Source organism: Methylophilus flavus, assembly GCF_042678905.1.
GTDB lineage: Bacteria > Pseudomonadota > Gammaproteobacteria > Burkholderiales > Methylophilaceae > Methylophilus > Methylophilus flavus.
On sequence record NZ_JBHTLN010000001.1, the window covers coordinates 1196432 to 1215978 of the forward strand.

At 43.6% G+C, this 19547-nt stretch carries 20 protein-coding genes; 10 read left to right on the plus strand and 10 right to left on the minus strand.

The genetic code is table 11. The features are described from left to right. Positions 1 to 85: 85 nt before the first annotated feature. Positions 86 to 1513 carry a DUF6538 domain-containing protein gene (locus ACFQ2T_RS05830; protein WP_379031757.1) on the plus strand — a complete coding sequence of 476 codons (1428 nt, stop codon included), beginning with the start codon at positions 86 to 88 and terminating at the stop codon, positions 1511 to 1513. Positions 1514 to 2153: 640 nt separating this feature from the next. On the opposite strand, the gene ACFQ2T_RS05835 is transcribed toward ACFQ2T_RS05830, so the two are convergent. The 3 genes from ACFQ2T_RS05835 to ACFQ2T_RS05845 form a co-directional block, all read right to left on the minus strand. After that, the gene (locus ACFQ2T_RS05835; RefSeq protein ID WP_379031760.1) at positions 2154 to 2750 is read right to left on the minus strand and encodes a recombinase family protein; all 597 of its coding nucleotides are present in this window, start codon (positions 2748 to 2750) and stop codon (positions 2154 to 2156) included. Positions 2751 to 2893: 143 nt separating this feature from the next. Continuing rightward, entirely contained in the window at positions 2894 to 3883 is a 990-nt protein-coding gene (locus ACFQ2T_RS05840; protein WP_379031762.1) for a hypothetical protein, read from the minus strand. A gap of 53 nt (positions 3884 to 3936) precedes the next feature. Further along, a complete protein-coding gene (locus tag ACFQ2T_RS05845) occupies positions 3937 to 4926 on the minus strand; it encodes a hypothetical protein (RefSeq protein WP_379031765.1) in 990 nt (329 codons plus the stop codon). A 128-nt stretch (positions 4927 to 5054) separates the two neighbouring features. Here ACFQ2T_RS05845 and ACFQ2T_RS05850 point away from each other — a divergent pair, with 128 nt between their 5' ends. After that, positions 5055 to 5543, plus strand: a complete 489-nt coding sequence (locus ACFQ2T_RS05850; protein WP_379031767.1) for a Pycsar system effector family protein — start codon at positions 5055 to 5057, stop codon at positions 5541 to 5543. Positions 5544 to 5559: 16 nt separating this feature from the next. Next, positions 5560 to 6261, plus strand: a complete 702-nt coding sequence (locus ACFQ2T_RS05855) for an adenylate/guanylate cyclase domain-containing protein (protein WP_379031770.1) — start codon at positions 5560 to 5562, stop codon at positions 6259 to 6261. 562 nt (positions 6262 to 6823) lie between these two features. Here ACFQ2T_RS05855 and ACFQ2T_RS05860 read toward each other — a convergent pair. Then, entirely contained in the window at positions 6824 to 7759 is a 936-nt protein-coding gene (locus ACFQ2T_RS05860) for an HNH endonuclease (protein ID WP_379031773.1), read from the minus strand. A gap of 412 nt (positions 7760 to 8171) precedes the next feature. On the opposite strand from ACFQ2T_RS05860, the gene ACFQ2T_RS05865 reads away from it, so the two are divergent. The 3 genes from ACFQ2T_RS05865 (at position 8172) to ACFQ2T_RS05875 (ending at position 11201) form a co-directional block, all read left to right on the plus strand. Further along, positions 8172 to 8468, plus strand: coding sequence for a hypothetical protein (locus ACFQ2T_RS05865; protein ID WP_379031776.1), 297 nt, complete (start codon positions 8172 to 8174; stop codon positions 8466 to 8468). A gap of 95 nt (positions 8469 to 8563) precedes the next feature. Then, the gene (locus tag ACFQ2T_RS05870; RefSeq protein ID WP_379031779.1) at positions 8564 to 10813 is read left to right on the plus strand and encodes an ATP-dependent DNA helicase; all 2250 of its coding nucleotides are present in this window, start codon (positions 8564 to 8566) and stop codon (positions 10811 to 10813) included. A gap of 97 nt (positions 10814 to 10910) precedes the next feature. After that, a complete protein-coding gene (locus tag ACFQ2T_RS05875) occupies positions 10911 to 11201 on the plus strand; it encodes a nucleotidyltransferase (protein WP_379031782.1) in 291 nt (96 codons plus the stop codon). 92 nt (positions 11202 to 11293) lie between these two features. On the opposite strand, the gene ACFQ2T_RS05880 is transcribed toward ACFQ2T_RS05875, so the two are convergent. Then, complete coding sequence (locus ACFQ2T_RS05880) at positions 11294 to 11851, minus strand: DUF2726 domain-containing protein (RefSeq protein ID WP_379031784.1); 558 nt, start codon at positions 11849 to 11851, stop codon at positions 11294 to 11296. Between the two features lie 33 nt (positions 11852 to 11884). Continuing rightward, complete coding sequence (locus tag ACFQ2T_RS05885) at positions 11885 to 12895, minus strand: hypothetical protein (protein ID WP_379031787.1); 1011 nt, start codon at positions 12893 to 12895, stop codon at positions 11885 to 11887. A gap of 314 nt (positions 12896 to 13209) precedes the next feature. On the opposite strand from ACFQ2T_RS05885, the gene ACFQ2T_RS05890 reads away from it, so the two are divergent. After that, positions 13210 to 14169: an alpha/beta fold hydrolase gene (locus ACFQ2T_RS05890; protein ID WP_379031790.1), complete on the plus strand. Its 960-nt coding sequence runs from the start codon at positions 13210 to 13212 to the stop codon at positions 14167 to 14169. 64 nt (positions 14170 to 14233) lie between these two features. Further along, the gene (locus ACFQ2T_RS05895) at positions 14234 to 14794 is read left to right on the plus strand and encodes a CGNR zinc finger domain-containing protein (RefSeq protein WP_379031793.1); all 561 of its coding nucleotides are present in this window, start codon (positions 14234 to 14236) and stop codon (positions 14792 to 14794) included. A gap of 82 nt (positions 14795 to 14876) precedes the next feature. Here the strand turns inward: ACFQ2T_RS05895 and ACFQ2T_RS05900 are convergent, their stop codons facing one another. Further along, complete coding sequence (locus tag ACFQ2T_RS05900) at positions 14877 to 15632, minus strand: SDR family NAD(P)-dependent oxidoreductase (protein ID WP_379031796.1); 756 nt, start codon at positions 15630 to 15632, stop codon at positions 14877 to 14879. A 115-nt stretch (positions 15633 to 15747) separates the two neighbouring features. On the opposite strand from ACFQ2T_RS05900, the gene ACFQ2T_RS05905 reads away from it, so the two are divergent. Beyond that, a complete protein-coding gene (locus ACFQ2T_RS05905; RefSeq protein WP_379031799.1) occupies positions 15748 to 16659 on the plus strand; it encodes a LysR family transcriptional regulator in 912 nt (303 codons plus the stop codon). A 65-nt stretch (positions 16660 to 16724) separates the two neighbouring features. Here ACFQ2T_RS05905 and ACFQ2T_RS05910 read toward each other — a convergent pair whose 3' ends face one another. Genes ACFQ2T_RS05910 through ACFQ2T_RS05920 form a run of 3 tightly spaced genes read right to left on the minus strand, consistent with a single transcriptional unit; the run spans position 16725 to position 18985 of the window. Continuing rightward, positions 16725 to 17474 carry an alpha/beta fold hydrolase gene (locus tag ACFQ2T_RS05910; RefSeq protein WP_379031802.1) on the minus strand — a complete coding sequence of 250 codons (750 nt, stop codon included), beginning with the start codon at positions 17472 to 17474 and terminating at the stop codon, positions 16725 to 16727. A 36-nt stretch (positions 17475 to 17510) separates the two neighbouring features. Then, positions 17511 to 18446: a Kiwa anti-phage protein KwaB-like domain-containing protein gene (locus ACFQ2T_RS05915; RefSeq protein WP_379031805.1), complete on the minus strand. Its 936-nt coding sequence runs from the start codon at positions 18444 to 18446 to the stop codon at positions 17511 to 17513. Further along, the gene (locus tag ACFQ2T_RS05920; RefSeq protein ID WP_379031809.1) at positions 18443 to 18985 is read right to left on the minus strand and encodes a hypothetical protein; all 543 of its coding nucleotides are present in this window, start codon (positions 18983 to 18985) and stop codon (positions 18443 to 18445) included. Before ACFQ2T_RS05920 ends, ACFQ2T_RS05915 begins: the two co-directional genes overlap by 4 nt. Positions 18986 to 19211: 226 nt before the next feature. Here ACFQ2T_RS05920 and ACFQ2T_RS05925 point away from each other — a divergent pair, with 226 nt between their 5' ends. Further along, a complete protein-coding gene (locus ACFQ2T_RS05925) occupies positions 19212 to 19520 on the plus strand; it encodes a BON domain-containing protein (protein ID WP_379031812.1) in 309 nt (102 codons plus the stop codon). The last annotated feature ends 27 nt before the right edge of the window (positions 19521 to 19547 follow it).

The window sequence follows — 19547 nt, forward strand, 5'->3', positions numbered from 1 at the left end:
CTATATAAGCCATTGATTTAATAGATCAGTGGCTTATTTTTTGCCTTAATTCCGACTATGGTGGTACACAAGGGTGCTACACATCATGTCTACCAATTTCCTTACTCAATCACGCCATAGATCAATTTATTATTTCCGGCGCCGCATCCCAAATGATTTGAAACACAATTTCAGTCACAATATACTTCTAAAATCACTCAAGACAACTTGCAAAAGACATGCCGTCATCTTGGCCCGTAGTCTTGCTAGCCAGGCTGACAGAATTTTTGAACATATCAGAAATATGAAAAATAAAAACAAAGAAGACGATCTAGTTGGAATATCTTATGGCTTTGAACTTCATTTCGATGAATATAAGCAGCCAATTCTAAAAGTGACTGATGCTAAGGATGAAGACACTGAGTCAATAACAAAGGTTGTTACAGCCGCGCTGAACGCTTCAAATAACAGGCAGCACTCCGAAGTGCTGGAGCAGCCTATTGGCGCGTCTAAACGCCACCACAAACGATTCCAAGACTATGTTGAATTGTATTGGGCTAAGGCAGACCTAAAACCCAATACGATTGCAAATTACAAAAGTAAACTCGAGGACGCCCGGCAATTCTTTGGTGAAAACTCGAATCCATTAACTATCAATCAAGTTGAAATAGTTAAATATTCTGATCATGTAAAACAGAGAATTGAAAACACTACGACACAAGGGCTTTACATACAGGTTGTAGTGTCGTTTGTTAACTGGCATCGAATTCGAGAAGGGCTAGGAATTCTGACTTCATCCACACTGATACCAACTAGGGTCACTCCGCAGCATGAAGACCGGGAAGAATTCAGTAATGATGATATGCGAATCATCTTCAAGAATGCATTCAAGTATAGCCGCCGTGAACCTCATAAGTGGTGGGTTACCATCGCCGCCGCGTTCTTAGGCTGTCGAATCGAAGAGCTGTGCCAGGTGAATATCAAGACCGACTTGCTACATGATCAAGCTCATAACATTTGGTATTTCAATTTCAACGAGTCTCCGGACTCTGATGGCAGCCAGAAGAAGTCTCTCAAGAAAATGACCAGTTGGAGGAAGGTGCCTATTCATAGCGCCCTGGTCAAACATGGATTTATAGACTACCTAAAATCACAATCCGTGAAAGGGGCGACTCGGCCATTCGAGTTAAATTGGTCAGCTAGGGTCGTTGAAGCAGATGGCATCCACAAATGGAGTCATTACATCACCAAATGGGCCGGTAGGGAACTGGCTAAACTTGCGGAAGATGTCCAGGTTGTAAAAGGCAAAAAAACATACTTTCATTCCATGCGCCATACATTTGCCAGATTAATGCAGGATGCTGGAGTGTCTGGTGAGATCAGCGAGGCACTCGCTGGGCGAAATGCCGGAGTTGGAGAACAAGAACGTTATGGAAAAATTAAGAACAATTATGTACTGCTATCTAAGGAGGGTATCGAGAGAGGCCTTCGGCCTCTCGAAGATATACTGGAGTCAGTTTTTAACAGCAGGTAATACCCCATATAAATACTATTTATAGTATTTATATATTTAAGTATATGTATTAATCTTCAGGTGGGGAGCAGAACTCCCCCTAACCCGTTTTAAAAAAAACGGGTTAGTTCGGAGCCTGGACACAACGCTAGAATTCTTCAGTATGGGTCCCTCCTGTGTTGCGTTTGTATTATCTGTTGATGGCGTAACTTACACAGGTCAGCTTACAGTTACTATCTCACTGGCACGGCTACAAAGACCCCATTTGAGGCAACTCCACCGCTAAGTCTAAGCCAGACCTCCTCTATAGACTCCGCCGAAATATAGCCACAACTATTGTTAGCTATATCTTCGGCTTTACAACTGTGCCAGAACGTTTGGATGCCGACAGATGCACAGAGGGTTACTATTTATATTATAGTCAGCGATGACTTAACTTTAAGAAAAGATACTGAAATAAATTTCAAGTTAGATATTAAGTCCACAAATCACTCTGCAAACAGTATTGGAGTCGCATTCAGCCGCATAATAACCCATCTGCAGAGCAGCCACTTTTGATCACCCTCCCTACCCCATAGCCAAGCACAAAATATCGCGTATAAGCACCATTTTTCCACTCATTGGTTGTGTGCATGTGAGTGGGCTGGATATCAGTAAGTCTTTAATTTGTTGGGTTAGCCGCTCTTAAGTATTGATACAGTGTTTCCCTGGTTACTCCATACTCACGTGCTAATGCGGCTCTGTTTTTATGGTTGTTGGCTCTATCTTTAGCCACCAGCTCAGTCACTTTGTCATGACTCAATGACTTCTTACGCCCGGTGTAAACACCGTTCGCCTTGGCAAGAGCAATGCCTTCGCGCTGACGCTCTTTAATCAAGCAGCGTTCGAACTCAGCAAAAGCTCCCATCACCGACAACATCAATTTAGACATTGGTGAGTCTTCACCGGTAAATGTCATGCTTTCTTTTACAAACTGCACAGCCACGCCCCTAGTGGTTAGATCACTAACCATACTCCGCAGATCATCCAGATTGCGTGCAAGTCGATCCATTGAATGAATAATAAGTGTATCGCCTTTACGAAGATGTTTTAGAGCTGCTTGAAGTTGTGGTCGATCAATACTTTTTCCACTGGCATGATCTGTGAAAAGTATATCCAGGTTTAATCCTGATAACTGTTCCTCTTGTCTGGCCGTCTTTTGATCTATTGTTGAAACACGAATGTATCCAACCGCTTGCCCTTTACTATTAATTGTCATGCGCCTCTGCCCTATACGAATGTGTCAGACTAGACTCTAGGACGCGGCCAGATAGGTGTCAAGGAACGGGGATACCAACTCTAATCTGACACCCTGCCAGTTACAATCTGACGTCAGGTTAAAGTACACCCTACTCAGACAGGTTAATTGCTATTTAAATTAACTTTTCTTACATCTGGAAAATGATAGCCTTGAATATCGAACCACGCAAAGACCTCCAACGCAATTTGGACAGCACTACCTGAACCATCTGAATTGATTTGTAAGCGAGTATGGTCCGTTGAATCAATTGTTTGACCATGACTTAATCGATTTCTAGTGGCGTAAAGCATTCTTGCATTTTTATAAAGAAGTGGTGCTTCAATGAGCATTGAACGCCTAATTAAATACAGAGGAGCTTCATGCAATAATCGTGGAAAGTTGTCGCCATCGGTGAGCAATGCATAAATTGGATCTTTTTTGGACGTCCTGCCGCCGCCAATTGCTGTTGTCATAATATTCAGATGTCCAGGTGGGACATGAGCGGCTAGCGCCTCTTCGTAATGCCTAGTTAACTCATGCTGTACAAGACTTTCAACTGCAAATGCAGAATAAAGTATGGCATCTCTATACCGATAGTTCATATGGGCATTTATAGCGTCTAATATCAGCTCATGAAACAGAGGGACTGCGTCTAAGTTTGTAAGGTTAGCCATTAGCTGCATAGCCGCAGCATTCATTGCAGTCTTAACGTTGTGTTCACCAAATAAGATCCCTTTACGAAAGCCACCTACAGGAGTGGCTCTTAATTTTACGTTTTCAAACTCGAGATCAGCGACAGATACTGCGATACTACTTAGAGGTAGCGCAGGCTGTTTAGACGATATGCGAGCAATTCTGAGCCAACTATCAACCATTGGTCCTAGCTCTCGCATACTCATTTCTTTTTCTAAAGCCAAGAGCAAATAATTCGTTATTACATGGAATTGATCATTACCAAGTTCAAATGTGGTGGGAATTTCGATTGAGTCAACAGCAGCCAACGGGTTCAATATATAGCCGCCCTGGACGGTTGAAAATGTCCAACTTACTGGATCGCTTGTATCGATATTCCATCGAATAATATTGTTAAGCCTAATTGAATAGAGTTTCAAGATGACCTCAGCGACAACATGTTTATCTCTTTAATAAGCAACCCAAAATTCAATTAATCTCCCTTCTTAGGAATCACCTTTGCTACAGAATCAAATAGCTCTTTCACTGAGCCAAGCACGGCATCAGATCGATCTTGATTATTATTGCTTGTGGGCGCAGTGAAAATAACATTTGTTGCGCCAGTTACGATTTGGTCACGCACAGCAGGTTCGCGTGTAAGATCACCATAATTTGGCAGTGATGTAGCTACCGCTGCTTTATGTGCGTATTCTTCTTCAAAGTCTCGTTCTTTTCTATATTGTGAAAAAGAAAAACCAAATGCTGCATACAGTGGGAACAACACTATTGAGCGTATCGCAATTGATGCCCACAAAATCTGGGAGGTAATAGCATGTTCATTTGGCATTAAAATGGCTGCACCTATTTCACCAGTAAATGAATAAGTAGCAGTAATCGAATAACTACCTGCAATTAACGCAATAAGCCCCCAAACTATCCGACCATATAGTAGAGTTGTTTTTCGCGAAGTAAATGCTTGAGATAACGAGCCAGCGACAGCGGGAGCAATCAATGCCTCAACCTCTTTATTAAGCTGGTCGTATGCTGCTCTGGCTGTGCCTACATCATCAAGTTCAGCACTTATGGTTCGAGTATTCCGCTCAGAAGTTAAACTACCAAACGCTGAAGATACCATGTGATATATTCTTAAGTGATAATCAACAGAATCCAAGTGAGAAGCAAAATTTACAAAATCCTGGGGATTCTTATTACCGTTGAAAGCCACAAACGAGGTATTCAAATTTGCAAGCATCGAGTCCACAGAGTTTAGAGTTGTCCATGAAAACTCATCCCAACTATCATTTAAGAGCAGCTGATTTAAAACATCCTTAATATGGTTCGCAGTTTTTTTTGCATCATCAAAAGACAAGCCTTCAGCAGAATCAGGAAACTCCCCATCAAGCTTGTCAAATGCCGGCAATGATTGCTCAACAAGTGTTCTGGCATTTGATTTCAAACGATTAATTACTATTTTCTTGGCCATCCTACTTCCTTTATAAGAGTCATGCTTAGTTCAATATCAACCTAGACATACAGGAATTCCTACATAGTTTACAATCTTTGCATATTTATAGATAAACTAACCTCTACTTGTAGAAAGTTTTACTAAATATGCAAGATATCAGAAATAGAATTGAGGATGCCAAATGGCTACTTGAGCGAATGTTGAGTTGGATTGCTGCAGCCGATGTTAAAACTGGAATCGTTTTAACTATTCAAATTGCTATGTTTGGTGGGTTAGCTGCTACCTATAGCACAGCTGATATGGTCAATCGTTCAAGCGCTGCCTACCTCTTTGTTGCTTTGGCTTACGGAAGTCTAATCTCCGCCGCGTCCTGTGCTGCGGTTGCTGCCATGCCCAGAATTTCAGGTCCTATACGTTCAAATATTTATTTTGGCCGAATTGTTACCGTTCCTGTGGCTAGTTTTAATGCAGCTTTTGAAAAACTCAACGATGCAACTTTTCTCCAAGATCTAACGACACAGATACATCGAAACGCTGAGATTGCCAATTTAAAACATGCCTGGGTACGATCAAGTATTGAATGGACTTTTTGTAGTTCGATTCCTTGGTCTGTGGCAATCCTATTATTAATTTAATGATTTGAGATAATTAATGAGTCTACAGGATGATCTTAAAGCTCTTGTCAGTGCTACTTTCTCTGATCTTTGGGATGTGCAACAAACAACCAGTGTACCTGAACCAGTAGATCTAACACTAGGCTCAAATCATGCGAAAAGCCTTGAAACTGCAACAGTGCTGTATGCCGATCTTGATGGTTCTACATCAATGGTTGATAGCATGCCTTGGTATTTCAGTGCTGAAGTTTATAAAAATTACTTACGTTGCGCAGCGTTAATTATCCGAAGTGAAAGCGGAATAATCACAGCCTATGATGGGGATCGCATCATGGCAGTATTCACGGGCGATGGTAAGAACACTCACGCAGTAAGAGCTGCGTTTAAAATAAGTTACGCAGTTGAGTACATCATCAACCCTGCTCTAGTTAAACAATATCCGACCAGTGATACCATTGTAAAACACGTCATAGGCATCGATACAAGCCCACTTCATGCTGCCCGTACTGGCGTTCGTGGAGATTCGGATATTGTTTGGATAGGAAGAGCAGCAAATTATGCTGCTAAATTGACATCACTGACTGCGGAAAGAGTTTGGATTACTGAAGATGTTTATAACAGACTCAATGATTATGAAAGATTCACAATTGCTGGCGAGCTTGCATGGCAACCTTCAATTTGGCATGCCATGAACAATCAGAGAATTTATAGCTCCGCTTGCACCTGGACTGAAGTATAGCCTTGGCATCTTGGATGTATAAGGACAATTTCAAAAATCCAGGAAAATTTAATCACGATACCTTACCAATCAATCGTGTTTCTATTGAGACTTCTTCTTTTTATAACGTGAGTATTATTGCTATATCACGTACACACACTGACCCGCTTTCATGTCAACTTATCCACACTTCTCTTAACCACTATTTTAGGGTGACACTTGTATGACAGTTGGGTGACATTTCACCGCTGCATACCCTATGATACGTGACATTTTAAGTAGACAATTATGTTTAAAATGTCACTTTTCTAAGCTCTCAGCTTCTGAAATGTCACATTTTTAGGGTAAATGTCATAACAAATGTCACAATTTTGGCTGAATTGTCATATAAGGATTGGACAACTGTCACCAGCGCACAGCATTACAAAGAACTGCAATAATAAATATTGATAAAGCATATATAGGACGTTCACCAACGCACTATCTAGTTAAACATATCTAGTAATAGCAACTTAAATAGTGGCGGTCTTGGAGAGTGCTTAATGCACATCTGATAATAGGACTTCTTAACTTTAAGTATCAGTCATTTTTTAAACATATTATCTCTGTGATAACGCATATATTCTTTTTGAAAATCATTAAACTCTCCACAATGTTTAGTAGGCTCAATGGCCCAATGTTTTAAAAGACCATCGGACAGCTCACTAGAAACAATCATTTTACCGTTATCAGAGAAAGTTATGTAGCCTCTATCAAATAGATGGTCCACATGCGGAGATAGAAGAAGTCCATTATTTCCGTCAATCTTCTCTTCATCAGTTGAATCTCTCCATGGCTTAATATGACTGGCAATTAAATGAGTTGCAACTGTTACTCCGCTGACCCTACATACGGACTCCACATCAGAAAGATTTTTACGGAATAACCCTTGCCCTCGCCGAGCCTTTATTAATTGAAGCTTAAACCTTTCTCCAATATCAGTCCGACTAGCAAGTAACTTTTCCTCCTCATCATCAAGATTAACGTTTTGATCAACCGTATCAATGGCGTCGTGCTTAGCTAATACACCCTCAACCTGACCATTTAATAACCGTTTCAGTTCGTTAGCCATAGGAACCGGCAAAGAGCATAAGTAAACTTGATTACCATCTCCATTCACTTTAATTGGCGAGTATTTGGATGGTAGAGTTGATGCTAAAGTATCCATGTGTTTACTCAGACTTAATGGGGCATCAACCAAACTAAATTCAACATCAACAAGCCATCCTTCATTACTCCAATTCGCTCCGACTTTACCGAATTGAGGTTTTGGTTCTGATTTAGCTCGCGACTGCGCTATACCAATTGCATTAATGGCCTGATTAAAATATGAAAAAATAACGTCGCCAGGTTCAACTTTGGTCATGTTGTCAAAGAATTGATTATGTCTACCATTTTTACTATATTTAGGAGACCACATGAACCCTTCATAGACCTCTTGCTTATAAGTTTGCCCCTGGCTTACCCACCAATACTTCATACATTTCCTTTTTGTTATTCTTAAAATTATTGAGTAAGCATAACACTTGAGAATAAGTTCAATCCATTCAAATCAGTGATGGACTTATAACACCACATACGAAAATTAAGTTATGCTTTAAGGTGATATACATTTTTAAATTCACACCACCAAGCTCAGTTCCGGCCTATATAAATCAATAGCTTAGTATAATCCTGGGGTCGAGGGTTCAAGTCCCTCTTTCCCACCAGATACAAAAACGGCTTCCAGAAATGGGAGCCGTTTTTATTTGTGCAATTTGCTTAACCAGATATGCATTTGCTGCTAAATATTCAATGACTTCTGACGACGATCTTAAACCCTACACTAGACCCAAAAGCTTTAGAATAGTGAGATTGAATTAATCTAAATATATTTCAAAGTCAGTACCCGCATGGAAATCACCAACAGTTTTGAATTAGAGTTTATTGCCTGTTTTTCCATGCATCTGGAAAATATCTACAGCGAACACAACCATCCCAAAGACACCAGACAAAGAGATAGGTACTCTGAATTGATTGCCTTCATCAAAGAGTCACCTTTTGAGCGTGCTTTGGAAAAATACAGGCAAATATCGCTCGCAGATACTGACATCAGCCTGTTCGACGAGTCCACGATCAAAATGGCGCAAAGACTGGCAAGAATTGAAATGGATCTGCCTCTGGTCCTTGATACACACGCTGATCATTAAAGCACTTAATCCCCCAAAGTAGGCCAGCCATTAAGTTAGTCGAAAACTTAGCAATCTCAGAAGATCTTAAAGCCATCTTTAAGTATGTGATCTCTGTGCGCACACTGTGTGAGCTGACTGCCAAAACCGGCAGCCTGGATCAACGCTTCACGCCCTCCCCCACTGCCATAGAAGGCATGCTTGGTCATTTGGCGGTGGCTTACCGTCGAGAGCATTACTACCAGACTGAGATCACCCTCACCGGTGAATACCAGAATATTTTTGTGCGTGGCCGGGCGGATGGCTATGACCCCGAGCTCAACCAGCTGGAAGAGGTGAAAACCTATAAAGGGCACCTGGACCGCATGCCTGAGAACCACAGGTTGCTGCACTGGGCGCAGGCCAAGGTGTATGCGCATTTGATGTGTATGGAGAAAGAGCTTCCCTCCATCAACGTGGCCCTGGTGTATTACAACGTGACTTCCAAAGAGGAAACGCTGCTGGTTGAAGAATATTCGGCAGATACCCTGCAAGCATTCTTTGAGTCATTGTGCGGCAAATTACTGGTGTGGGCGGAGCAGGAACTGGCACATAGAGCCAGCAGGAATAGCGAGTTATCAAGCCTCAACTTCCCGTATCCTGAATTCAGGACCGGGCAGAGAGTGCTGGCAGAGTCCGTGTATAAATCAGCCATGAAGCAACGGCACCAGTTGATTCAGGCAACCACAGGCATAGGAAAAACACTGGGCACCATCTTTCCCTTATTAAAAGCCATGCCAGAAGCCAAACTGGACAAGGTCTTTTTCCTGACTGCCAAATCATCCGGCCGTGAGCTGGGTTTGAATGCTGTTCGAACGATTCAAAAAACCAATCCTGGCTTACCCATCAGGACACTGGAATTAACCTCCCGCGAGAAGTCCTGCGAGCATCCGGACAAATCCTGTCATGGCGAGTCATGCCCATTGGCCAATGGTTTTTACGACCGCTTGCCCAAAGCCAGGAATGAGGCGCTTAAACTGAATATGATGGATAAAAGCACCATCAGAAAGATCGCGCTTAAACACCAGGTATGCCCGTATTACCTATCGCAGGATCTGGCGAACTGGAGTGATGTGGTGGTTGGTGATTACAACTACTATTTTGATCTGCACGCCTTGCTGTATGCGGGCACTGTGCTCAATGAATGGAAAGTTAGTGTGCTGGTTGACGAAGCGCACAACATGATCGAGCGGTCACGCAAAATGTATAGTGCAGAATTGAATTATGGCGCTTTCAACGAAATGTTGGCCCAAGCGCCCAAGTCGTTAAAAGGTGTGCTGGAAAAACTGAATATCAGCTGGATTGTATTAAACCGTAGCCAGACGGTGCGTTATGAAGTGTATGCATATATCCCGGAAGAGTTTGAAGATGCATTACAACGCGTGATCTCGAAAATCACCGATTACCTTGCGGAATATCCCACCTTCAATGATGCCAACGTACTCAACTTCTATTTTGATGCTTTGCAGTTTTCCACCCTGGCTGAATCATTTGGGGATCACTCCCTATTCGATATCACTAAAACCGAAACAAGCGTTGGCCTGTTTCAGCAAGACGCCACGCTATGCATCCGCAATGTGATCCCTGCAAAGCATTTAACCCCCCGTTTCCAGGCTGCCAATTCAAATACACTGTTTTCAGCCACATTAAGCCCCTCCTCATTTTTTAATGACATGCTGGGCATGCCTGAAAATACCAGCTTTGTGGATGTGGAATCCCCTTTTGATGCCAGGCAATTGAAAGTGAAAGTAGCCAGGCATATTTCAACCAGGTTCAAAGAGCGCCATTCCTCACATGAGCCAATTGTGCATCTGGTGGCAAAGCAATTCATGGAGCGGCCTGGCAACTACATACTGTTTTTAAGCAGTTTTGATTACCTGAACGATGTGCAATCCCTGTTCAATAGTATATATCCCCACATTCCCACGCGCTCCCAATTGAGGGTGATGTCGGAAATGGATAAACAGCAATTTGTGAATGACTTCACGCTCACTTCTGAAGGCATTGCCTTTGCCGTGTTAGGTGGTTCGTTTGGTGAGGCGATTGATTTAACGGGTGACAGATTAATCGGCGCTTTTATTGCCACCTTAGGACTGCCACAACTCAATGATGTGAACGAGCAAATGCGCTTGAGAATGGAAAAGATATTTGGCCTGGGTTATGAATACACCTACCTCTATCCCGGGTTGCAGAAAGTTGTCCAGGCAGCCGGCAGGGTGATCCGCACCACCAATGATATTGGCGTGATTCACTTAATGGATGACCGATATAACCAATCCAAAATTAAAAAACTACTGCCCAAGTGGTGGCCATCGCCAGATCGTTAGGGTCTTCATCCAGCAATAAGCTTCCAAAAAATGAACATTTTGGAGCTCGCTACATCATATAAGGTTACAAATTGATTTGATCAAGTAACCACTGAGAATGAAGCTTTCGGCAAAAATAAAATCAAAGCGCCTGGAAATCATCCAGATCGTTGAGAAAAATCACGCTTTATTCCCTCGCATACTTCTCAACGATTTACACGGTTATGATCTAGATGAAACATTCCTGGAAATTGTCGTCGACCGCACCTATGAATTCATGCCGGAAGACATTGGCAAAATTCAACATCAACTGGAACAGCTGCTAGACGTAGCTATTTACGCTTGTACACCCAACCAGTTACCAGACTCACGTCGTGAAAAACTATTAGCTATTGCGAAAGTTATCTGACCTCATAACTCAAACGCACTTTCGATATTGCATTTCACAATCCCAATGCAGTTGCCCCATATACTCTCAAACCTTGATGTTAGATATGATTTCTATGGATTACTGCTTTGTTTAAAACTTTGTGAAACTGGCAACAAAGCAAATGCATCTTTAATAACATCGCCATCAGGCATCGATTTCACGTGCCATCTAATCATTTCAATTCCAGCTGCGACAGTTGCTCTATCTTTTCTTTTGTCAGCCTCGATACGCTCTGCACTATCGTGAGATTTATCGTCTAGTTCAATAACCGCCAGGACAGTGCCGTCTTTTTTACAAACTACAAAATCGTAACTTAGTCGATTAATACGATTGTTCCACTCATAAAAATTAAATCCTTTATGCACACCTAGCACTTGAGAAACTTGCACTTGTGCCAAGATGATGTGCTCTGGTAACGCTTTTACCAGGCGATGGAAAAGTATTTGCTCTGGTTGTGATAACAATTGCTTAGCATAAAACGGCCACGCTTCATCTTTCCGCTTGCTCCCAGTTGGAGTCCGTGCCGTAAAAAGTTGCTTTCTAAAGAACAGCAGGATTAGAACAATTAAAACTGACACTAGAACAAACTGAGGTATGCCATTAAAAAATGCCAGTAGTTGTAACTTCATAGCCTGCCCTCTTTACGATGACAATCTCAAAACTTACTTACCAATACCTTGAATCTTTTTATCAATCACTTGATGAGTTGCTTCGTCTTCAAGCCATACCGATGAAGAACCTTCTCCTAGTTCACCCACAACTCTGTATTTTTTATCTTTTTCAGGGGTGAATGTGATTTCCCCTTTAACCTGATAAACCTTGCCAAATAGCTCCTGGATAGGCGCACCGTATTGCGTTTTTGCCGCAAGAGTTAATTTCACTTGTTTATTTGCTGGCACTTGTCTGTCGATGATGTATGGGTCCAGTCGAAAACCTTTTCCGCGATTTAACTCAACTGACCGCTGAAGGCTGTTCTTGATGGACTTACCATCGATGCTTTCAACATAAAAGAAGTCAGACTTTTCTGCATCATGCGCTTGGTATGAATCTGTTATGGTTACTTTTGAGAAGTCGGTATCCAATGGCTGCAATTGACCAGCAGTAATGTTTAGCTTGCCTGCAGGCGCTAGTGGCAATGCATATTGAGTACCATTTTCTGAATACACATAAATATTTTCAGAATGTGTAGGGGCTGCATAAACAACCAAATAAGCTGCGTTAGCTTGCAAAGGCAAGTCGGCGTAATAAGTCATACCGGTAAAGAAATTCGAATCGGTTTCAATACGGTAGTTTTCGATCTTGCCAATCTGTTGTTTATCTTTATCCAGCACCAATAAATTCGGCACCAGGATTGAGGCTGAAGGTAAATAACTGGCACTCAAGTATGTTTTAACTTTAACCAACCGTGGCTGACCGGTTTCAGTTAGCTCGTATGCTGCATAATAGCCTTTGCCATGTGGAAACTGGAATGTCGGTGTTTGTTCGCCAAACAAAATGGATTGCTCTACACCTGTTTTTAAAGGCGTATATGTCATATCAGAAATGCTTGATGCTTGCGGCGCTGTGGATTGCGCTAACTTCTGATTCATTAGATCTACAGAAGCACAACTGGCGAGTAATAAAGCAGTGACAACAACGATGAGGTAGTTAAACTTAGAGCTGAGACGAGACATTTATTTTTATCCTTATTATTAAATTATTATCAAATCACTACGTGATCCAACGATTTTTATCATCGAAGAATACAACTAGTTTCTCAGCTAATCAATTATCACAATCTGCTTTTGCTTAACCTCTTTTCCCCTCATTCGTTCTAGTTAACCTAGTAGCTTAGGTTTTAGTCACTACAGGTCATGACTACCAATTTAAGTAACCTCTTAAAATTAAATTGACAGGTTACATTTTTCATGCAATCATTCGCACCAATGTAACTCTTTAAATTAAATATTAAAGGTTACTAAATTCAAAACTCACGAAAGGAATGAACATGAAGAGTCATTTGTTATCAGGTTTATTTTTAACCCTATCCACTTTTACATTTGGCTTAACAGAAGCTGCTCAAGCGGCTGAGCAGCTGCATCAAGCTGTTGAAATCAAATATCTGAAAACCGATGTGCAAGACACGAAGATCTTTTACCGTGAAGCGGGCGACCCTAAAAAGCCTACGATCATCTTGCTGCATGGCTTCCCTACTTCTTCATTTATGTACCGCAATATCATCCCGGTATTGGCTGAAAAATATCATGTGGTTGCGCCTGATTTGCCTGGCTTTGGTTTTACCGAAGCGCCTGACAGGAGCAAGTTTGAATACAGTTTTAAACATCTGTCCGAGGTGATGGATGGCTTTACGCAAAAGCTTGGCCTTAGTAAATATGCGTTACAGGTATTTGATTATGGCGCACCGGTGGGTTTGCGTTTAGCGTTGGCGCATCCTGAACGGGTGACGGCGATTGTGACCCAGAACGGCAATGCGTATGAAGCCGGGTTGGGCAATGCGTGGGACCCGATCAAAAAGTACTGGAAAGACCCGACTTTGGAAAACCGCGAGGCGTTGAGACAGTTTTTAAAACCGCTGGGATTAGCCTGGCAATATACACATGGCGTAAAAGACACCAGCCTGGTCGCCCCGGAAACCTATACGCTTGATTCTGCCTGGATGGCGCGCGGAGAGAATGAAGAAATCCAGCTAGACCTGTTTTTGGACTATGCCAGCAATGTGGCGCTGTACCCGAAATTCCAGCAATACTTCAGGGATTACCAGCCACCGTTGTTAGCCGTGTGGGGCAAGAATGACCCGTTCTTTATCCCTGCCGGGGCGGAAGCTTATAAACGGGATAACAAGCAGGCTGAAGTATACTTATACGATACTGGTCACTTTGCGCTGGAAACACATTGGCGTGAGATCGCGGCGCAAACGGTAAGGTTTCTAGATAAACACATTAAATAGTTAAGCACATTAAATAACTTTTAGATTACAAGCCAGCCTCGTGCTGGCTTGCTGACACAACACTATGGCTGATTTGAAATATTTGAATACCTCTGTGGGCGGGCATTGCGCGCTTGAGCTGATCAACACGCAAGAGATGGTCAATGGCGTGCTCACGGACCGGTTGCAGGATGATGCAGCGGTGATCACCTGGGTGGAGCAGACGTTTATGCTGAAACCTGCGATAGCTGCCAAAGCATTGAATGGCGATTTGCTGGCTGGCGTGCTGGAATTGCGAGCTATTTTGCAGCGCTATTTAAGCAATCATCAGTTAGCCAAAAAAGAGTTCGATCACTTAAACAAAGCCCTCTCACAGTTTAAGTCTTACCAGCAACTGGTTGAGAAAGTCGGCGGGTTTGCTAGCCAGCAACGGATAGTCCTTGATTCAACCGAGGCATTAATAGGATTGATTGCCGATGCAGTGTGCGACCTGATTGCGCTGGGTGATCTGGCATTGATCAGAAAGTGCGAAAGCGACGACTGCGTGCTGTGGTTCTACGACACCACAAAAGGACATAAACGCAGATGGTGCAGCATGGCGACCTGCGGCAACCGGCATAAGATCAGGAAATTCAGGGCGAAGTAAAACAGACATTACCCTCACTCATGACAAAAACGGCTTCCATGGGAAGCCGTTTTCATTGGTCAACTTCTGGTCAACCTTTAAATTAAATCTGCGCCTGACCACCATCGACAAAGAGCTCGATACCGTTGATAAAGCTGGCATCAGGTGATGAAAGAAACGCGACAGCTTTAGCCACTTCCTCAGGGTTACCTACTCTGCCCATAGGAACCTGGGAACCCAGATAATCCAGCAGCCCTTGCTGCTGTGCAGGGTCATCACCCGCCAGTTCTACCAGGCCAGGGGTTTTGATCGGGCCAGGGCTGACCACATTGACACGAATACCACGGTCTTTCAGGTCCAATATCCAGCTGCGGGCAAGATTGCGAATGGCAGCTTTTGATGCGCTGTAAATACTAAACGCCGCGGTGCCTTTTACGCTGGTAGTTGAGCCAGTCAATACGATGGACGCGCCATCTTTTAGCAAAGGCAATGCTTTCTGTACGGTGAAAATCACGCCTTTTACATTCCGGCCAAAAATATCTTCATAGTGTTCTTCGGTAATCGCGCCCAATGGCAACATATTGCCTCCACCAGCGTTTGCAAATATCACATCAATCTGGGAGTGATCTTGCTGGACTTCATCATAGAGCCGGTCAATATCCGCCAGTTTAGACATATCGGCCTGAATGCCTTTTATCTTGCCGCCTATCGTTTTGATTGCGGCTTCCAGTTCTGCTGGCCTGCGGCCAGTGATGTATACACTCGCGCCTTCGTTGGAAAAGTGTTTCGCTGTGGCAAGACCGATACCGCTAGTGCCACCGGTAACGACAACGACTTTGTTTTCAAATTTACCTGACATACTGTTTCTCCTTAAGTAATTAATTCACGTGACTGCATGGGTTGAATATTGCCAGTGAGCCAATAAATGCACTAGACTGCTTTTATGAGATTAATTGTTCCAAAAATGAGCCAATATGCGTGATATCAATGATTACATTCTATTTGCCGAGGTGGTGAGTGGAGGGAGTTTCGCCGCCGCCAGCAGACGCGTGCGTATCCCTAAATCGACCATCAGCAGAAGAATCGGCTTGCTGGAAGAAAGATTAGGCGTTCGACTGATCGAACGGTCTACCAGGCGATTCCGCGTGACCGAAATCGGGCAATCGTTTTATGAGCGTTGCAAAGTGATCATGCTCGACGTTGAACAGGCGGATTCGATTGTCTCTGAGTCCCTCAGTGAACCGAAAGGATTGGTACGTTGTAGTTGCCCGCTAGGCTTGTATGAAACACTAGCGCCCGTTTTCTCCTCATTTCTCCTGGCCTACCCTCAGGCCAGATTACAGCTGGTGGCGGGTGACAATCCGGTGAACCTGATAGAGGACAGAATCGATATCGCCATCAGGGTGCGGACGGTACTGGATAGCGATGGCTCTTTAGTGATGAGGACACTTGGTCATTCCGAGCGCATTCTAGTGACTTCGCCGGCTTTGGCCAGCAAGATAGATCAATCCAGCCTGGACAGTTTATCTACCTTGCCGACCATTGCTACATCAGATCAAAATCATGCCATCGAATGGCAATTCCATCATGTGGCATTGGGTACAAAATCAATCTTGCATGAACCGGTATTGAGCTGTGTGGATTTTTCAACCGTGAGGGAGGCAGCCATTGCAGGCATAGGGATTGCACTACTCCCCGACCATACCTGTAGCCAAGCACTGAAAAGCGGCAAACTGGTGAGGGTTTTCCCGGAATGGAAAACGACCTTGGGTATTCTGCACATTGTTTTTACTACACGACGCGGATTGCCACCCGTAGTACGTGCATTTATCGATCATTTGGCCAGCCAAATCAAGCAGCACTCACAACAAGCAACCCAAAGCTAGATAAAACGCACCTTTAACCAAACATACCTTTGTAGTAGCCTGATTTCATCGCTATTAAAGAATCACTAACTTAAAAAACGCCCTACTGTTTGTATAAATAACTGTGGTTGTTCAGCATGCACCCAATGGTCCGTCGGCAAGCTGATAATCTCAACGTTTGGAAACTGGCTGTGAATCTCGGCCACATCACTCTCATTTACGTAATGGCTACGCTCACCGCGAATAAACAGGCTGGGCTTTGCAAAGTGCGCTAAGAGTGCAGCCTGAAATTTCGGGTAGTTATTTTTAATGGCTGGCAAGTTGATCCGCCACTGTAACTGCCCCTCTACTTTTACCAGGTTAGTCAGTAAAAACTGGCGTACCATCAGGTTGCTGATCGGTGCCTTTAATTCGCGATCAATATCATTACGTGACTCCGCATGGCTTAAGTCTACGGTCATCATGGCGTTGATCAAATGCGTGTGTTCATCGGCATAAGCGCGCATCGCCATATCCACAACAATCAACTTACTCACCCGATCCGGGTACTGTGTGGCAAATTGCATGGCGACCTTGCCACCTAAAGAATGACCGAGTAAACAGACCTGTTCCAGACCTAAGGCATTGCATAACTCCAGCAGGTCATCTGCCATGTCAGCATAGGTTTGCGACTCACTATGCGGGGAGCGGCCATGGTTGCGTAGATCGATACTGATCACCTGAAAGTGCTGCGCGAAATGTTTAGCGATGATGCCCCAGTTATCGGCTGAGCCGAACAGGCCGTGTATGAGGACAAGTGGCTGGCCTTCGCCTGTGGTTTGGTAGTGTAATTGCATGCTTAGATAGCCGGAAGAAACCGGCGGTAATGAAAGTTAAGAGACTTTTTTCTTGACGGCTGCGTCAAAGATTTCGTGATTAATCGGCGACTCAAGGCGGCCGTTATTCAGCAAGGTCAGCACCAGATCTATCGATGTTTCATTGATCACAATCGCGCCGTTCTCGACTTGCAGCCCCCAGTTTTTCAGCTGGTTGACCTTGACCAGTTCTTCCATGAATTTGGCATCTTTGTAGTAACCGCTTTTCTGTATCGAAGACACTTTGCGCAGGTAATTCAGGTTGGCGCCTATATGTTCTTTTAGCAAGGCAGCATCGCTGAATATTTTTAAATCGACAAATTCCTGCAATACCACATCGCGGTTTTTCTCCATACCGGCGCGGAAATTCAGCGTGCTTTCAAACTCTTTTTTATTGGCGATGAAAGTGGTGCCATCATAGGTAAAAAAATCCACCTGGGTATCTATGGTGAAGATTTCCTTTTCATCCAGGTCTTTCAGTTCCTGGTCTTTAAACTGGATAAACGACACATGCGACAGCCTGGTCGCATTATTGAATTTATTGATTTTCCGGTATGCATAGATGGCTTTATCCTGGTGCTCGAGTTTGATCACCATTGCCCATGCATCCAGCAATTGCTCATATTGCTCGACCTTGGCGTTGGCAGTGCCTTTTTCAATCTCAGCCTGGATCAGCATGACATCGGTATCGGATGAGGCAATGGTCAGCAAGCCCTTGTCCTGGTCAGCAGTCAGGAAGTCGTAATCGTCCAGTTGGTAGTCCTGGTCGAGGATCTTTTCGGTGACTGCGTTTTTGAGCTTTAGCTCCAGTTTGCTATCGGTATCCACCTTTAAAACCGAATACTTTGCCTGTTGCTGGCTGAGCTTTCTTTTTACCAGCCAGAAGGTGGTCACCCAATGTTTGAAATCACTGGTGCGCAGGGTTTGCAGCGTTTGTTTCACGTTAGTCGTCACTGGGATTCTCCTTCGCCTGCATCCTTCGTGACTTCAACATGAGTGACAAAGTACATTAAATTGGAAAGCCGTTTGATCGCGCAGTAATCGCCGACCTGGAAATGCGTTTTTGACAGCAGCAGGCCCTGTCGCTCCTGCGCGCCATCCTTGAACTGGCAGTCATACAGGCCGTACCCAGCCAGCGCCAGCACCGGGTTAACGAACACATTTTGTGTGCGGTATGACAGCACAAACATCAGGCTCAAGAAGATTGCCAGGCAGAGCAACAGTTTCCAGTCGCCTAAGTCAAACTTGTAAAACGACATCATATAGGGGATGGTGTAAGTGAACATATCCGCCGATTTATTGGATACTTTGGTAATCTTCACCGGCACGCCCTGCCTGATATTGCGTGCGGCACTCAGGGCAAATACGGCGCTTAAGGCAAAGATGACAAAAATCGCGAGCGCACGCATCGGGTGCTCAAAATAGAATGAATCTTCATTCAAGTCCTTAATCACCAGGATCAGGCCGAGTGGCGCGTAACCGCTGATAAACATGGCTAGCGCCGAAAAAAAATGCAGTTGCATAGTGTGAGTTTTTAACCAAAGGAAATGCAGGTGAGCCTGCGAACCATACCCGGCAAGAATACAGGCAGTTTCACTTGCAATCAAACCTGCGTAAAGTCAGCCCATTCCTACGTCACTATCAGAATAAGGTGTATTCACGCCATGACATGATTTTTTAATAATGGAACCTCCTAAATCCACTCAAGAAGGAAACATCATGAAAAATACAATCAAATCATTATTGCTGGTAAGTGCTTTGGCTTTGCCTTTGGCTGGTTTTGCTGCTGACGGTGATTCACTGGGTACTAAAGTAGAAGATTCAGTAATCACAACTAAAGTAAAAGCTGCTTTTGCTAAAGACAAAGTAGTAAGCGCAACTGACATCAGTGTTGAAACTGACAGCAATGGCCTGGTACAACTGACAGGCAATGCTAAATCAAAAGCTGAAGCACAAAAAGCAGAAAAAATTGCTAAGAGCGTAAAAGGCGTAACAGCTGTTAAAAATGAAATCGTTGTTGCTAACTAAGCAGCAATGAATACTTAGATCGAAAAG

Bases quoted from the DNA above. Each gene is read 5' to 3' on its own strand.
- ACFQ2T_RS05885 (WP_379031787.1), bottom strand. From the start codon at position 12,895: ATGTCTCGTCTCAGCTCTAAGTTTAACTACCTCATCGTTGTTGTCACT.
- ACFQ2T_RS05850 (WP_379031767.1), top strand. From the start codon at position 5,055: ATGCAAGATATCAGAAATAGAATTGAGGATGCCAAATGGCTACTTGAG.
- ACFQ2T_RS05865 (WP_379031776.1), top strand. From the start codon at position 8,172: ATGGAAATCACCAACAGTTTTGAATTAGAGTTTATTGCCTGTTTTTCC.
- ACFQ2T_RS05855 (WP_379031770.1), top strand. From the start codon at position 5,560: ATGAGTCTACAGGATGATCTTAAAGCTCTTGTCAGTGCTACTTTCTCT.
- ACFQ2T_RS05835 (WP_379031760.1), bottom strand. From the start codon at position 2,750: ATGACAATTAATAGTAAAGGGCAAGCGGTTGGATACATTCGTGTTTCA.
- ACFQ2T_RS05830 (WP_379031757.1), top strand. From the start codon at position 86: ATGTCTACCAATTTCCTTACTCAATCACGCCATAGATCAATTTATTAT.
- ACFQ2T_RS05875 (WP_379031782.1), top strand. From the start codon at position 10,911: ATGAAGCTTTCGGCAAAAATAAAATCAAAGCGCCTGGAAATCATCCAG.
- ACFQ2T_RS05895 (WP_379031793.1), top strand. From the start codon at position 14,234: ATGGCTGATTTGAAATATTTGAATACCTCTGTGGGCGGGCATTGCGCG.
- ACFQ2T_RS05845 (WP_379031765.1), bottom strand. From the start codon at position 4,926: ATGGCCAAGAAAATAGTAATTAATCGTTTGAAATCAAATGCCAGAACA.
- ACFQ2T_RS05910 (WP_379031802.1), bottom strand. From the start codon at position 17,474: ATGCAATTACACTACCAAACCACAGGCGAAGGCCAGCCACTTGTCCTC.
- ACFQ2T_RS05925 (WP_379031812.1), top strand. From the start codon at position 19,212: ATGAAAAATACAATCAAATCATTATTGCTGGTAAGTGCTTTGGCTTTG.
- ACFQ2T_RS05905 (WP_379031799.1), top strand. From the start codon at position 15,748: ATGCGTGATATCAATGATTACATTCTATTTGCCGAGGTGGTGAGTGGA.
- ACFQ2T_RS05880 (WP_379031784.1), bottom strand. From the start codon at position 11,851: ATGAAGTTACAACTACTGGCATTTTTTAATGGCATACCTCAGTTTGTT.
- ACFQ2T_RS05890 (WP_379031790.1), top strand. From the start codon at position 13,210: ATGAAGAGTCATTTGTTATCAGGTTTATTTTTAACCCTATCCACTTTT.
- ACFQ2T_RS05920 (WP_379031809.1), bottom strand. From the start codon at position 18,985: ATGTTTATCAGCGGTTACGCGCCACTCGGCCTGATCCTGGTGATTAAG.
- ACFQ2T_RS05860 (WP_379031773.1), bottom strand. From the start codon at position 7,759: ATGAAGTATTGGTGGGTAAGCCAGGGGCAAACTTATAAGCAAGAGGTC.
- ACFQ2T_RS05900 (WP_379031796.1), bottom strand. From the start codon at position 15,632: ATGTCAGGTAAATTTGAAAACAAAGTCGTTGTCGTTACCGGTGGCACT.